The 13,608-nt window shown below is 71.0% G+C and carries 14 protein-coding genes; 9 read left to right on the forward strand and 5 right to left on the reverse strand.

Going from position 1 to position 13,608, the window contains the following annotated elements:
* Positions 1–27 precede the first annotated feature (27 nt).
* From ACZ4WQ_RS40505 to ACZ4WQ_RS40520, 4 genes are all read right to left on the reverse strand, one after another.
* Entirely contained in the window at positions 28–1,155 is a 1,128-nt protein-coding gene (locus tag ACZ4WQ_RS40505; RefSeq protein ID WP_398370600.1) for an LLM class flavin-dependent oxidoreductase, read from the reverse strand.
* 146 nt (positions 1,156–1,301) lie between these two features.
* Positions 1,302–2,084 (reverse strand): SDR family NAD(P)-dependent oxidoreductase, encoded by a 783-nt coding sequence (locus ACZ4WQ_RS40510; RefSeq protein WP_398370598.1) that lies wholly within the window; start codon positions 2,082–2,084, stop codon positions 1,302–1,304.
* A gap of 26 nt (positions 2,085–2,110) precedes the next feature.
* Complete coding sequence (locus ACZ4WQ_RS40515; protein ID WP_311730216.1) at positions 2,111–3,073, reverse strand: TIGR03619 family F420-dependent LLM class oxidoreductase; 963 nt, start codon at positions 3,071–3,073, stop codon at positions 2,111–2,113.
* Between the two features lie 6 nt (positions 3,074–3,079).
* Positions 3,080–4,306, reverse strand: coding sequence for an amidohydrolase family protein (locus ACZ4WQ_RS40520; protein WP_398370595.1), 1,227 nt, complete (start codon positions 4,304–4,306; stop codon positions 3,080–3,082).
* 321 nt (positions 4,307–4,627) lie between these two features.
* On the opposite strand from ACZ4WQ_RS40520, the gene afsR reads away from it, so the two are divergent.
* The 8 genes from afsR to ACZ4WQ_RS40560 all read left to right on the forward strand — a co-directional run bounded on the left by afsR (position 4,628) and on the right by ACZ4WQ_RS40560 (position 12,220).
* Positions 4,628–7,576 carry an SARP-family global regulator AfsR gene (gene afsR, locus ACZ4WQ_RS40525; protein WP_385350945.1) on the forward strand — a complete coding sequence of 983 codons (2,949 nt, stop codon included), beginning with the start codon at positions 4,628–4,630 and terminating at the stop codon, positions 7,574–7,576.
* A gap of 209 nt (positions 7,577–7,785) precedes the next feature.
* The gene (locus ACZ4WQ_RS40530; protein WP_352133920.1) at positions 7,786–8,103 is read left to right on the forward strand and encodes a hypothetical protein; all 318 of its coding nucleotides are present in this window, start codon (positions 7,786–7,788) and stop codon (positions 8,101–8,103) included.
* A gap of 251 nt (positions 8,104–8,354) precedes the next feature.
* On the forward strand, positions 8,355–8,543 hold the full coding sequence (locus ACZ4WQ_RS40535) for a hypothetical protein (RefSeq protein WP_358848563.1): 189 nt from the start codon (positions 8,355–8,357) through the stop codon (positions 8,541–8,543).
* Positions 8,544–8,804: 261 nt separating this feature from the next.
* On the forward strand, positions 8,805–9,089 hold the full coding sequence (locus ACZ4WQ_RS40540; protein ID WP_398370592.1) for an LLM class flavin-dependent oxidoreductase: 285 nt from the start codon (positions 8,805–8,807) through the stop codon (positions 9,087–9,089).
* Between the two features lie 8 nt (positions 9,090–9,097).
* Positions 9,098–9,505 (forward strand): LLM class flavin-dependent oxidoreductase, encoded by a 408-nt coding sequence (locus tag ACZ4WQ_RS40545; RefSeq protein ID WP_468022812.1) that lies wholly within the window; start codon positions 9,098–9,100, stop codon positions 9,503–9,505.
* A 55-nt stretch (positions 9,506–9,560) separates the two neighbouring features.
* A complete protein-coding gene (locus tag ACZ4WQ_RS40550; protein WP_398370590.1) occupies positions 9,561–10,175 on the forward strand; it encodes an acyl-CoA-like ligand-binding transcription factor in 615 nt (204 codons plus the stop codon).
* A gap of 76 nt (positions 10,176–10,251) precedes the next feature.
* The gene (locus tag ACZ4WQ_RS40555; RefSeq protein ID WP_398370588.1) at positions 10,252–11,709 is read left to right on the forward strand and encodes an FAD-dependent monooxygenase; all 1,458 of its coding nucleotides are present in this window, start codon (positions 10,252–10,254) and stop codon (positions 11,707–11,709) included.
* Positions 11,710–11,761: 52 nt separating this feature from the next.
* Entirely contained in the window at positions 11,762–12,220 is a 459-nt protein-coding gene (locus ACZ4WQ_RS40560; protein WP_398370586.1) for a helix-turn-helix transcriptional regulator, read from the forward strand.
* A gap of 413 nt (positions 12,221–12,633) precedes the next feature.
* Here the strand turns inward: ACZ4WQ_RS40560 and ACZ4WQ_RS40565 are convergent, their stop codons facing one another.
* On the reverse strand, positions 12,634–12,840 hold the full coding sequence (locus tag ACZ4WQ_RS40565) for a hypothetical protein (protein WP_468022801.1): 207 nt from the start codon (positions 12,838–12,840) through the stop codon (positions 12,634–12,636).
* A gap of 260 nt (positions 12,841–13,100) precedes the next feature.
* Between ACZ4WQ_RS40565 and ACZ4WQ_RS40570 the strand changes: the two genes are divergently transcribed.
* A complete protein-coding gene (locus ACZ4WQ_RS40570) occupies positions 13,101–13,511 on the forward strand; it encodes a VOC family protein (RefSeq protein ID WP_398377522.1) in 411 nt (136 codons plus the stop codon).
* Positions 13,512–13,608: the final 97 nt, after the last annotated feature.

Consider the following 13,608-nt stretch of genomic DNA (forward strand, 5'->3'; position numbering starts at 1 on the left):
TGATTCTCCCTTCACGCTCGGTTGCGCTCAGTCGCGGGCCGCCTGGCGGAAGCGGGTCGTACGGTGGACCGGGTCGGTGTCGATCTTCGGGATCACGTGCTCGCCGATCAGCTTGATCGTGTTCATGGTGTCCTCGCGGCCGATCCCGATCGGCAGCCCGAAGGACAGCTGGTCGGCGCCCGCCTGCTCCCAGCGCTTGCACTGCTGGAGGACCTCGTCCGGGTCGCCGCAGATCATCAGCTCCTCGGCGATCAGCAGCTCGATGATCTCCTCGGTGTACTCGGGCAGCAGCTCGGGCCACTCGGGGATGCCGTCGGGACGCGGGAAGGTGTCGTGGTAGCGGAACAGCAGCGACTGGAGATAGTTGAGCCCGCCGCCCACCGCGATCTCGACCGCCTTGGCGTGGGTCTCCGCGCAGATCGCCGTGGACGTCACCATCACGTTGTCGTTGACGAAGCCGCCGACCGGCTCGGCCTCCTTGACGGCGTTCTTGTACGAGTCGAGGACCCACTCCATGTCGGAGACCTTCTGGACGGAGAAGCCGAGCACGCCGAGCCCCTTGTGGCCCGCCATCGCGTACGAGGAGGGCGACCCGGCGGCGTACCACATGGCCGGGTGCGAGGCCCCGTACGGCTTCGGCAGCACCTTGCGCGGCGGGAGCGACCAGTGCTTGCCCGCGAAGCCCTGGTACTCGTCCTGGAGCCACATCTTGGGGAACTCGGCGATCGTCTCCTCCCAGATCTCCTTGGTGTGGTTCATGTCGGTCACGCCCGGCAGGAACCCGAGGATCTCGTGGCTGCCGGCGCCGCGCCCCGAGCCGAACTCGAAGCGGCCGCCGGAGAGGTGGTCGAGCATGGCGACCTTCTCGGCGACCTTGACGGGGTGGTTGACCTGGGGCAGCGGGTTGAAGATCCCGGAGCCCAGGTGGATCCGCTCGGTCGCGTGCGCGAGATAGCCGAGGAAGACGTCGTTGGCCGACAGGTGGGAGTACTCCTCCAGGAAGTGGTGCTCGGAGGCCCACGCGTACTTGAATCCGGACCGGTCCGCCTGGATGACGTACTCGGTCTCCTCGATCAGTGCGTGGTGCTCGGCCTCCGGGTCGGCCTCCTGCCGACTCCTGGGCACATATCCCTGCACAAAGAGTCCGAATTCCATGGAGGGTCACCGCCTCAGTGTTCTATCGTGCAGCCTATCTGACGCTCCGTCAGATTCCGATTGACTCTGACACCACGAGGTTTGACCGTCAAGGGCCGCCCCTATAGGGCCGTACCTCTTTCAGGCACGCCCCTGTAGGGCCGTGCCTAAAAGCCCGCGACCCCCGCCAGCCAGCCGCCGTCCACGACGAAGGGCTGGCCGGTGATGTACGAGGAGTCGTCCGAGGACAGGAACAGCGCCAGCCGGGCCACCTCCTCCGGCCGCCCGATCCGCCCCATCGGCACCAGCTTCCTGAACAGCTCGTCCACCGCCGCCGACGCCTCCGCGGGATCGACCCCGGGGTCCAGCTGGGCCGGGTTGGTCATCGCGGTGTCGATCGCCCCGGGGCACATCGCGTTCACCCGGATCCCCCGCGGCGCCAGCTCCAGCGCCGCCACCCGCGTCATCCCGACGACGGCGGCCTTGGTCGCGGCGTACGAGGTCACCAGCGCCATGCCGGTCAGCGCCACATACGAGGCGGTGTTCACGATCGTGCCGCCGCCGGCCGCCGCCAGCTCCGGCGCCACCGTCCGCATCCCGAGGAACGTCCCGACCTGGTTGACCTGGACGACCGCCAGATACTCCTCCAGCGGGGTGCCGACCAGTTCGTTGAAGCGCAGCACGCCCGCGTTGTTGACCAGCCCGTCGACCCCGCCGAAGGCGTCCTTGGCGGCCGCGACGGCGGCGCCCCAGTCCTCCTCCCGCCCCACGTCCAGATGGACGTACCGGGCCGCGTCCCCCAGCTCCTTGGCGAGCGCCTCGCCCTGCTCGTCCAACACATCGCCGAGCAGCACCCGCGCGCCCTCCGCGACGAACAGCCGCGCCTCCTGCTCGCCCTGCCCGCGCGCCGCGCCCGTGACGATGACGACGCGCCCGTCCAGCTTGCCCACTGTGCCTCCCGGTCGTTGAGATGCGGTCAGTCGTCGAGGTGCGGAGCGACATCGGCGGCGAAGGCCGCCATCTGGTCGATCAGTTCGGCGCGGCCGCGGCAGCGGAACCGCACCTGGATCTGGTCCACCCCCATGGCCGCGTACGCGCGCAGCGACTCGGCGAGCCGGTCCGGCCTCCCGGCCAGCGTCCGCCGCCCCACCTCCCAGCCGGGCTCGCCCACGTACAGGGGCTCCGCGATGGCCCCGATCTCGGCGGGCTCGGCGCAGGCCGGGTCGTGCCGGGCGGCCCGCTCGCGCAGCTCGCGCAGTCGGGCGAGCTGCCCCGGCAGCCGGTCCCGTGGGTCACCCTGCGGCAGCCAGCCGTCCCCCCGCACCGCCGCGCGGCGCACCGCCGCGGCGGAGGAGCCGCCCACCCAGATCGGCGGCCGCGGCGTCTGTACGGGGCGCGGGGCCTGCCCGAGCCCGGCGAACGCGAACCGCTCGCCGCGGAACTCGGGGAACTCCCCCGGGCCCAGCGCGGCCTTCAGCGCGTCCACGGTCTCGTCCAGGAGTGCGCCGCGCGCGGCGAAGTCCACGCCCAGCGCCTCGAACTCCTCCCGCACGTGCCCGGCCCCGACCCCCAGGATCAGCCGCCCGCCGCTCAGATGGTCGAGCGTGGCGTACTGCTTGGCGCTCAGCAGCGGATGCCGCAGCGCGGCGACCGCGACATGGCTGAGCAGCCGCACCCGCTCGGTGGCGGCGGCCAGATAGGCGAGGGTGGCCACCGGGTCGTACCAGACGGTGCCCATGGCGTCGGCGAGCCGCCGGGGGATCGCCACGTGGTCGCACACCGCGATGTACGCGAAGCCGAGCCGGTCGGCGGCGCGGGCGATCTCGACGAGGTCGGCCGGGCCGGCCTCGGCCTCCCACGGCTCGGCGAACATGGTGCTCTGCGACTGGACCGGAAGCTGCATTCCGTAGCTCAGCCGCCCTTCGGGCAGGATGCGCACGCGCGATCACGCCCCCGGCCCGGCCCAGAGGCCGTCCTCCGTCAGCCCGAGCAGCTCGATCGCGTTGCCGCGCACGATCCGCTCGACGACGTCCCGCGGCAGATGTCCCATCTGGGCCTCGGCGACCTCGCGCGACTTGGGCCAGGTCGAGTCGGAGTGCGGGTAGTCGGTCTCGTACAGGACGTTGCCCGCCCCGATGGCGTCCAGGTTCCGCAGCCCGAAGGCGTCGTCGAAGAAGCACCCGCACACATGCTCGGCGAACAGCTCGGACGGCGGCCGCAGCACCTTGTCGGCCACCCCGCCCCAGCCCCGGTTCTCCTCCCAGACCACGTCGGCGCGCTCCAGGATGTATGGGATCCAGCCGATCTGGCCCTCGGCATACATGATCTTGAGATCGGGGAACCGGTCCAGCTTGCCGCTCATCAGCCAGTCGACCATCGAGAAGCAGCAGTTGGCGAAGGTGATGGTCGAACCGACCGCCGGAGGCGCGTCCGCCGAGGTCGAAGGCATGCGGGAGGACGAGCCGATGTGCATGGCGATCACCGTCCCGGTCTCGTCGCAGGCCGCGAAGAAGGGGTCCCACGCGTCGGTGTGCACCGACGGCAGCCCCAGGTTCGGCGGGATCTCCGAGAAGCAGACGGCGCGCACCCCGCGCGCGGCGTTGCGGCGCACCTCGGCGGCGGCCAGCTCGGCGTCCCACAGCGGGATGAGGGTGAGCGGGATCAGCCGCCCCCGCGCCTCGGGCCCGCACCACTCCTCCACCATCCAGTCGTTGTACGCGCGCAGCGCCAGCAGGCCGAGCTCGTGGTCCTTGGCCTCGGTGAAGGTCTGCCCGCAGAAGCGGGGGAAGGTTGGGAAGCACAGGGCGGACTGGACGTGGTTGACGTCCATGTCCGCGAGCCGGTCGGGCACCGAGAAGGAGCCGGGCCGCATCTGCTCATACGTGATGGCCTCGAGCCTGACCTCGTCCCTGCTGTATCCGACGGCGGTGTCGAGGCGGGTGAGCGGCCGGTGCAGGTCCTCGTACACCCACCAGTCCGCGATCGGCCCGTCGTCGCCGGGGGCGCCCATCTTCGGGGCGAACTTGCCGCCGACGAAGGTCATCTCCTTCAGGGGCGCCCGGACGACGCGCGGGCCGATGTCGCGGTACTTCGACGGGAGGCGGTCCCGCCAGACGTGAGCGGGTTCGACCGTGTGGTCGTCCACCGAGATTATCTTCGGGAAGCTCTCCATGCGTGTCACGGTAGCGCCGATCTGACGGTTCGTCAGCTACGGTGCACGCGGCCGGTCCCGCCCCGGAGCCGATTGCTGGTTGATGGCTCAATTACGCCGTAGGACTTGCGAGTTGAGGCAGCCTGGAGTGTTCATTTCCCGTAGCGAGCATCACCCGAAGGGATCACTCCGGTCGCGCCCCGAGCGCGTACGAAACACCGGCGAACGCGGCGGCCGGGCAAGTATGGCGGGCTTGTGGAGAGACCAGGCCCCTACTGACGTAGGGGGCTGAGGCAAGGCAAACTTACCCGTGCGACTAGAAAGCTCAGGCAGGGGGAGACCATGACGGCCGAGAGGGAGCCGGTGCAAGGGCAGCAGTTGCGCTTCACCGTGCTCGGACCGGTCCGGGCCTGGCGGGGCGACGAACAGATCCACAGCGGCTCACCGCAGCAGAAGGCGCTGCTGGCCGCCCTGCTGCTGCGCGGCGGGCGCACCGCGACCGCACCGGAGCTGATCGACGGCCTGTGGGGCGAGGAGCCCCCGGACGCGGCCGTCGCCGCGCTGCGCACCTATGCCTCGCGACTGCGCAAGGCCTTCGGGCCGGACTCCGACGTGCTGGTGAGCGAGTCGGGGGGCTACGCCATCCGGATCGGGATCGGGGCCGTGGACGCCGAGGTGGCCGAGCAGCTGGCCGCGGAGGCGGAGAAGGCCCAGCACTCCGGCGACCGGTCGCGGGCGCGTGAGCTCATCAACAAGGCGCTGGACCTGTGGGCCGGTGAGCCGCTGGCCGGGCTGCCCGGCCCGTACGCGGAGACGCAGCGCATGCGGCTCGAGGAGTGGCACCTCGTCCTCGTCGAGACCCGGCTCGACCTCGACCTGAACGTCGGCTTCCACGCGGAGGCGGTCTCCGAGCTGACCGCGCTCACCGCCCAGCACCCGTTCCGCGAGCGGCTGCGCGAGCTGCTGATGCTCGCGCTGTACCGCAGCGGGCGGCAGGCCGAGGCGCTGGCCGTGTACAACGACACCCGGCGGCTGCTGGCCGAGGAGCTGGGCGCCGATCCGTGCGCGGAGCTGTCCGAGCTTCAGCAGCGCATCCTCCAGGCGGACGCCGGCCTGGCCGCCCCGGCCGACGCCCGTACCTCCGGCACCGGCCCGACGTTTGTGCGCCCCGCCCAGCTGCCCGCGACCGTGTCCGACTTCACCGGCCGCGACGCTTTTGTCGACGAGCTGAGCGACCAGCTCGCCACGGCGGAGGGGCGTGTCATGGCCGTGTCAGCGGTGGCGGGCATAGGCGGCGTCGGCAAGACCACCCTGGCCGTCCATGTGGCACACGCCGCCCGGCACCACTTCCCGGACGGTCAGCTTTACGTCGATCTCCAGGGCGCGGGCCCGGTGCCGACCGAGCCCCAGGCGGTCCTCGGCGCGTTTCTGCGCGCCCTGGGCATCCCCGACTCCGCGATCCCCAAGGGCGTGGAGGAACGCGCCGCCCTCTACCGCTCCACGCTGGACGGCCGCCGCGTGCTGGCGCTGCTCGACAACGCGCGCGACGCGGCGCAGGTGCGGCCGCTGCTGCCCGGCACCGAGGGGTGCGCGGCGCTGATCACCAGCCGCGCCCGCATGGTCGACCTGGAGAGCGCGCATCTGGTGGACCTGGACGTGATGAGCCCCGAGGAGGCCCTCGTCCTCTTCACCCGCATCGTCGGCGAGGAGCGGGTCAGCTCGGAGCGGGACGCGGCCATGGACGTGGTGGCGGCGTGCGGCTTCCTGCCGCTGGCCATCCGCATCGCGGCGTCCCGGCTCGCCTCCCGCCGGACCTGGACCGTGTCCTTCCTGGCGCGCAAGCTGGCCGACGGGCGCAGGCGCCTGGACGAGCTCCGGGCCGGCGACCTCGCCGTGCGGGCCACGTTCGAGCTGGGCTACGGGCAGCTGGAGCCCCAGCAGGCCCGGGCCTTCCGCCTGCTGGGCCTCGCGGACGGCCCCGACATCTCGCTCGCGGCGGCCGCCGTCATCCTCGACATGGACACCTTCGACGCCGAGGAGCTCATCGAGTCCCTGGTCGACGCCTCGCTGCTGGAGTCCGCCGCGCCCGGGCGCTACCGCTATCACGATCTCGTACGCCTCTACGCGCGTGACTGTGCGGAACGGGACCAGTCGATGGCGGACCGTGAGGCGGCGATGTCGCGGCTGCTGGACTTCTACCTCGCCACGGCCGCCCGCGTGTACGCCCTGGAGCGGCCGGGCGACCGGCTGGTCGACCACCTGGCGCCGACCGACCGCCCCGGGCTCGACTTCCCCGACCAGAGCGCCGCGCTGGACTGGCTGTTCACCGAGGCCGACTGCCTGCTGGCGTGCGCCCAGCAGACGGCGTCGTCCGCCGCCATGGTGCGCAGGGCCGCGGATCTGGTGGCCGCCGCGCCCGACATCGCCGAGTCCGGTGTGAACTCGCGCCGTTACGAGGCCGTCGCGGCCGCGGTCGGGGACGCCGCGCGCAAGGCCGGAGACCTTCAGGCGGAAGGCCGCGCCAGGACGCTGCTGGCCCATGCCCTCAGCCTGGCGGGCCGGTACGACGACGCCGAGGAGCAGGCCAAGACCGCGTGGGAACTGGGCCGGGCGGCGCAGGACCCGGTGCCGACCAGCCGGGTGCCGAACCAGCTCGGCATCATCTTCGCCCTCTCCCGCAGGAGCCCCGAACAGGCGGAGAAGTATCTCCTCCAGGCGATCGAAGCCTTCCGTAAGGACGGCAACCGCCCGGGCGAGGCCAGCGCGTTGGGCAATCTGTCGCGTGTGCTCCTCGAGACGGATCGCGCGCACAGCGCCGTCGACACGGCCCGGCAGGGGGTGCAGATCCTGGGGAGCCTCGGCCATGTGATGCGCCTGGCCACGGGGAAGTACCAGCTGGGAATAGCGCTGTCCGGTTCGGGCAAACACGCGGAGGCGCTCACCGAGTTGACGGAGGCGCTCACGCTCCTCCAGGAGTGCCGCCAGCCCCTGTGGGAGGGGATGGCCCACCAGCGCCTGGCGGAGGTCCACCTCACCATGCACCAGGCGGCACAGGCCGCCGCCCACGCCGAGCAGGCCCTCGCCCTGCGCGGCCACGGCGGCGAATGGCGGCGCGCCATCGTGCTGACGGTGCTCGGCAAGGCGCTGTCGCAGCTCAGGCAGAGCGGCCGGGCCGAGGCCTGCTGGCAGGAGGCCCTGTCCATCCACGAACGGCTGGGGGCGGCCGAGGCGGACGAGGTCCGGCATCTCCTGGCCGCATCGGCGACCGCGGCGACCGCGGCGACCGCATAACGCGGCCCGGTTCGTCCGTTTATTTTTCGTTTATCGAGCTCCGCCACTCTGTACTTAGTCGATCCGCCCCCGCGGGGGGCAGGCGGGTCGGTTGTCAGGTCCTCCAACTAGTGTGAGCGGCCCTGAGATGCCCGTCCGGCGACCCACGGGGGAGTCGCCGGACGGGCATTGCGCACTCCGCCAACCACAGCTCAAGGAAGTTGATGGCAATGAGCAACGACAAGAAGCCGAAGTCCGATGCCTACCGCCCCATGGATGAGGCGATGCCCGCACCTTCGCCCATCACCACCAAGGACGAGGTCATGCCCGCGCCACCGGGGATCACGACCCGGGACGAGGCCATGCCCGCTCCGCCGGCACTCACCACCAAGGACGAGGTGATGCCCGCACCGAAGCCGCTCGCCGCCAAGGCGGACGAGGGGCAGGGAGTCGACCCCAGCCAGATCAGCACCACGGATGAGGTCATGCCGGCGCCGAAGCCGCTCGCGGCCGGCGCCAAGGAGCCCGCAGCGGAGGGCTCCCGGTAAGAGGGGGGTTCCCGGGAAGGGGGATCCCGGCAGGGGGGGGGACATCCTCGATCCGCACGGGGAGAACCGCAGGGGGCCGATGTCGGCGGCAGGGAGGGGAAGCTGCCGGCATCGGCCCCTGTGCATATGGAAAACAGGGGGCCTTCACGCCAACGTTCCGCCAGTTCAAGCCATATGGCCGAACATCCATACCCTGACCGGCGCGTTTGCAATACAAAATGTCTATTATCTCCCCACCCTGAGGAGCTGCAATGATTCGCACAAAGAAGGCCGTTGTCACGTTGGCGATCGCAGGGATAGCAGCACTCGGCACCGTCGGCACCGCCCTGGCGACTTCCGGCCACGCGGGTTCGGACAGAGGCGCCTCGGCCCAGTTCAAGGACACCACTCCCCAGGCCCTGCCGTTCGACGAGGCGCTTCCGGTGCCTGTGCCCAACTAGGCCTTATCCCGTAATCCTCCGAGCATCCGTAACCCGGATGGCCGAGCATCGTTAGGCTCGGCAGAGGGCGGCAAGACGCCCCGTCGAGTCAACCACGGCAGTCCACGCCTCCGGGCCGGACACTCGTGGCAGCTGAACTCCACCGCAGGTGAAGCACAGCCTCTGCTCGGCAGATTCCGGTAGGCGACACGTCTACCCCGGGGGTACCTCCCATGCCGAAGGCCATGGGGGAGAGACCCGGCCGCCGGGACCACGCTTGGGATGCCGAGCCCGCAACCCGGACTATCCCAGCACCACGGGATAGCTCTTAGGACATCACCACTCCAAACGGGCGACACGGGGGGCCGAGCCAGAAGGCTCGGCCCATTCCTTTGCCCACGACGCGGGCTGCCCGCCGAGTCGCCCGGGGCGGACATCCACGAGTTGGCTCGCCTCGCCCGGGAGGCCGAGGACCTCGGATACGACGGCGTCTGGCTGCCTGACCATCTGCTGCCGTCCGGACCCGTTCGGGGCGGGGCTCCCGGACGACCAGCGCGCTGCGGCTGATCCGGCAGCTGCACGAGAGCGGCGGCGGGGCGTACGAGGACGCGTACCACTCCTTCGACGGGCGCGCCGTCTTCCAGCCCGTCCCCGAGCGGCCCGTGCCGTTCCTCATCGGCGGCAACTCGAACGCCGCGCTGCGCCGGGCCGCCCAGGTCGGCGACTGGTGGCACGGGGTCGGGCTGGGCCCGGAGGAGTTCGCCGCACACCGGTCGAGGCTGCGGGAGCTGAGCGGCGGAGGACGGGACATCAACGCCGGCGCGCGGATCGACTGGGACGACGACGGGCGCGACGTCCGGGAGGTACGCGCGGAGGTGGCGGCGTGGCGGGCGGTCGACGCGGACCATCTGGCCGTGTGGTTCGGCTCCGTGGCCGGGGACGGGTTCCGCCGGCGGATGCGGGCGCTGGCTGCCACCCGCTAAGAATTTGCGTGTCACGCATGTTTGCGCGGCGCGCAAATTTCTATACTCTTGCTTCATGGGGCTGCGAGAGCGGAAGAAGGCCGAGACACGCGCGTCGCTCAGTTGGGCGGCGATCCGGCTTACCGTCGAGCACGGGTTCGACAGCGTCAAGGTGGAGGACATCGCCGAGGCCGCGGGCGTCTCGCCGCGCACGTTCAACAACTACTTCTCCAGTAAGGGTGAGGCGATCGCCGCCCGCCACCTCGACCGATGTCTGGGCATCGCGGAGGCGCTGCGCGAGCGCCCGGCGGAGCCGCTGTGGGACGCGGTCCTCCACTCCGTACTGCCGCAGTTCGAGCCCGACGCGGCAGTGGCCGCCCATCCCGTCGTTCCCGACGCGGCGCAGTGGACAGCGGGGGTGCGCGTGATGCTCGCCGAACCGGTCCTTCAGAGCGAGCTACTGCGGGCCGGGGCCATCGCCCAGGCCGAGATCGCCGCGGCCGTCGCCGACCGCACCGGCATCGATCCGCAGCAGGACCTGTATCCGCACCTTGTCGCGTCCGCGGTCATGGCCGCGACGAACACGGCCATGGCGCACCATCTCCGCACCGATCCGCCGGCGCCGATGAGTCGGCTGCTCACGGACGCCTTCACTCTGATCGCGGCGGGGCTGCCCACGCCCACGCCGTAGGCCCCCCTGCGCACACAAAGCCCGGCGACCGACCGGGCCGATACCGCCTGCTTAAAAACCGAAAAGGACTCTACTCATGATCGACGTCGTCATCGCGGGCGCCGGCCCCAACGGCCTGATGCTCGCCTGCGAGCTCGCCCTGACCGGCATACGCCCGCTCGTCCTGGAACGCCTCACCGAACCGTCGACCGAGCAGCGCGCGAACGGCATGGTCGGCCAGGTCGTGCGAATGCTCGACCGGCGCGGGCTGTACGAGCGGCTGACAGCGCCCGGCGCCACCCCCGAGCCGGTGCCCAGCTACGTATTCGGCGCGTTCCCGCTCGAGCTGAGCGACCTGCCGGACAACCCGCTCTACACCTTGATGGTGCCGCAGCGCCGGATCGAGCAGATGCTCGCCGAGCGCGCCGCCGAACTGGGCGTCGAGATACGCCGCGACCACGAGGTCATCGGTCTGATGCAGGACGAGAAGTCGGTGACGATCGAACTGCGCGGACGGGAGCCGATCGAAGCGGCGTTCCTGGTCGGCGCCGACGGCGGGCGCAGCGTGGTCCGCAAGACCACCGGGATCGGCTTCCCCGGTGTGACCGCCGACGACTCGGTGGCGCGCGTGGGACAGGTGAGCGTGGATCCGGGCATGGTCGACGCCGACGGCGGCCTGGTCGTACCCGGCTTCGGCGTCGTCCCGCCGTTCCGGCATCTGCGCACCGAACGCGGCCTCATCGCCTGGGCGCCGTTCCCGGACCGGGATCCGCTGCTCAGCACGGTGGAGTGGGACCAGCCCGCCGAGGGCGAGGCGTCCCTCGACGAGCTGCGGGCCAGCGCCTCCCGGCTGCTCGGCGCCGCGGATGTGCCGCTCGCCCCGCCGACCGGGCCGGGACCGCATGTGATGAGGCGAGTGTTCGGCGGCAACACCCGCATCGCGGAGCGCTACCGCGCGGGCCGCGTCTTCCTGCTCGGGGACGCCGCGCATGTGCACTCGGCGATCGGCGGCCCCGGGCTCAACATGGGTCTCCAGGACGCGGTGAACCTCGGCTGGAAGCTGGCCGCGGAGCTGCACGGCCACGCGCCCGAGGGGCTGCTGGACAGCTACGAGGCGGAACGGGCCCCGGTGGCACGGCGCGTCGCCATGCACACCCGGGCACAGTCGCTGCTGACCCGCCCGGGCGGCGAAGTGACGGCGCTGCGCGAACTGTTCGGCGAACTGCTCGCCCAGCCCACGACCCGGCAGCACCTCGCGGATCTGCTGTCCGGCGCGGACATCGCCTACGACATGGGCCCGGCGACCGGACCGCTCGTCGGCCGGTGGGCGCCCGACGTACCGGGACTGCGCGAGCTGACCCGCGCCGGCCGCCCGCTCCTCCTGGACCCCACCGGCGCCCTCGACACGGGCCCATGGGCGCAGCGCGTCGACACCGTAGCCGTCCCGGGACTCGACACCGCGCTGCTGCTCCGCCCCGACTGCTACGTCGCCTGGCAAGGCACCACGGACGAGGGCCTGCGCGAAGCGCTGTCCACCTGGTTCGGACCGGTCTGACCGGCGCCGAAGACGCTGGGCAACGTCGGTGCGACATGGCACCATCGGGCAGATGAGCAGCAGACCCGCCGCGGAGCAGCGCCTGAGCGACCTCGCGCTGCTGCGCCGCGTCCGCGACCGGATCGACCGGGAGTACCCGCGGCCGCTGGACGTCGAGGCGCTCGCCCGCGGCGTGAACATGTCCGCCGGACACCTCAGCCGCCAGTTCAAGATCGCCTACGGAGAGTCGCCGTACTCCTATCTGATGACGCGGCGCATCGAGCGCGCGATGGCGCTGCTGCGCCGTGGCGACCTCAGCGTCACCGAGGTCTGCTTCGCGGTCGGCTGCGCGTCGCTGGGCACCTTCAGCACCCGCTTCACCGAGCTCGTCGGCATGCCGCCCAGCGCCTACCGGCGCCAGATGGCGGGCGAGTCGGCGGAGATGCCGCCGTGCGTGGCGAAGCAGGTGACCAGACCGGTCAGGAATCAAGAAGCGCAGGCCACCCGGGCGGGGCTAAGAGATATCCCGTAATGCCAGGTCAGGCGTGTTTTCCTGTGGACAGTTGCCGGTTCGTGGTCAGCTGTTGATCTCCAGTTTCAGGTTGTGCAGGGCAGCTGCCGGCGACGGCGTGGTTGACCCCTTCTCCCTTGCGGAGGCACTGGCGGAGGACTTGGTGGTCCTTGAGGCGTGCAATGGTGTGTTCGGGCGACGGCGCGGCGCTTGCGGAAGCGGCGGTAGGCCTGATCCTTGATGATCTTCCGGTCAGGCCCGCGCCGGGGCGAGCGGATCCGCTCGATCCCTTGATAACCACCATCGCCGGACAGGCGGGGATGATCGGGCAGGGTCTTGCCGACGGTCTCCCGGAAGACCACCACATCGTTGCGGTTGCCCGGCCAGGCGTCGCCGACCGCGACGATACGGCGGTCACGGGCCCGACAGACAATCTACACATTCACACTGCGCCGGTAGTTCTTCGACTTCTTCGTCTTCTGCTGGTCGTGCACCGGAATCAGGGTGCCGTCCACCAGCCACAGCTCCCGCCGGTCGGTGGGCGGCGAGCCGGGCAGGGCGGCGAGGTGCGGCGCGAGGTCGGCGGTGACCCGGTGCACGGTGGAGTCCGTGGTGGCGAACAGCGCGGCCAGCTGCTCCATGGTGAGGTTAGCCCTGACCGAGTCAACCGCACCGAAGTCCGCGCCCCCGGGCCGGACCCGCGCGGCAGCCGAACCCCGAGGGAACACCCTTCCCCGGCAGCGGACGGCCTCTGCTCGGCTAAACGCCGGAAAGTGCACCGTGGCAACCCCGGATGAGACCAGACCCGCAACCGAGCGGCCCAAGGCCCACGCCGGAACGACACGACCGCACACCGGCCGCCCCCGTACACACATACGGGATAAGTCTTAGCGTGGATCCCATGGACATCACCATTCACACCAGCGTTCTTCCGCATGTCGACCCGGACGCGTCCGTGGCCTTCTACCGCGACATCCTCGGCTTCGAGGTCCGCAGCGACGTCGGGCAGGGCCAGATGCGCTGGATCACCGTCGGCCCCGCCGGCCAGCCCGATACGTCCATCCTCCTGGCGCCCCCGGCCGCCGACCCCGGCATCACCGAGGACGAGCGCCGCACCATCTCCGAGATGATGGCCAAGGGCACCTACGGCTGGATCCTTCTGGCCACCAAAAACCTCGACGCGACCTTCGAGAACGTCCAGGCCGGCGACGCCGAGGTGGTCCAGGAGCCGACCGAGCAGCCGTACGGCATCCGCGACTGCGCCTTCCGCGACCCCGCGGGCAACATGGTCCGCATCCAGGAGCTGCGCTGAGCCATCTGCGGTCGCGACCATGACCCGGTTACCCGTTCGTCCCGTTCATAAGGTCCGCCCAGCGCTCCGGCGCCTGGTCCCCGCCGCCTATCGGCCG

The organism is Streptomyces sp. NPDC028305 (genome assembly GCF_055569495.1).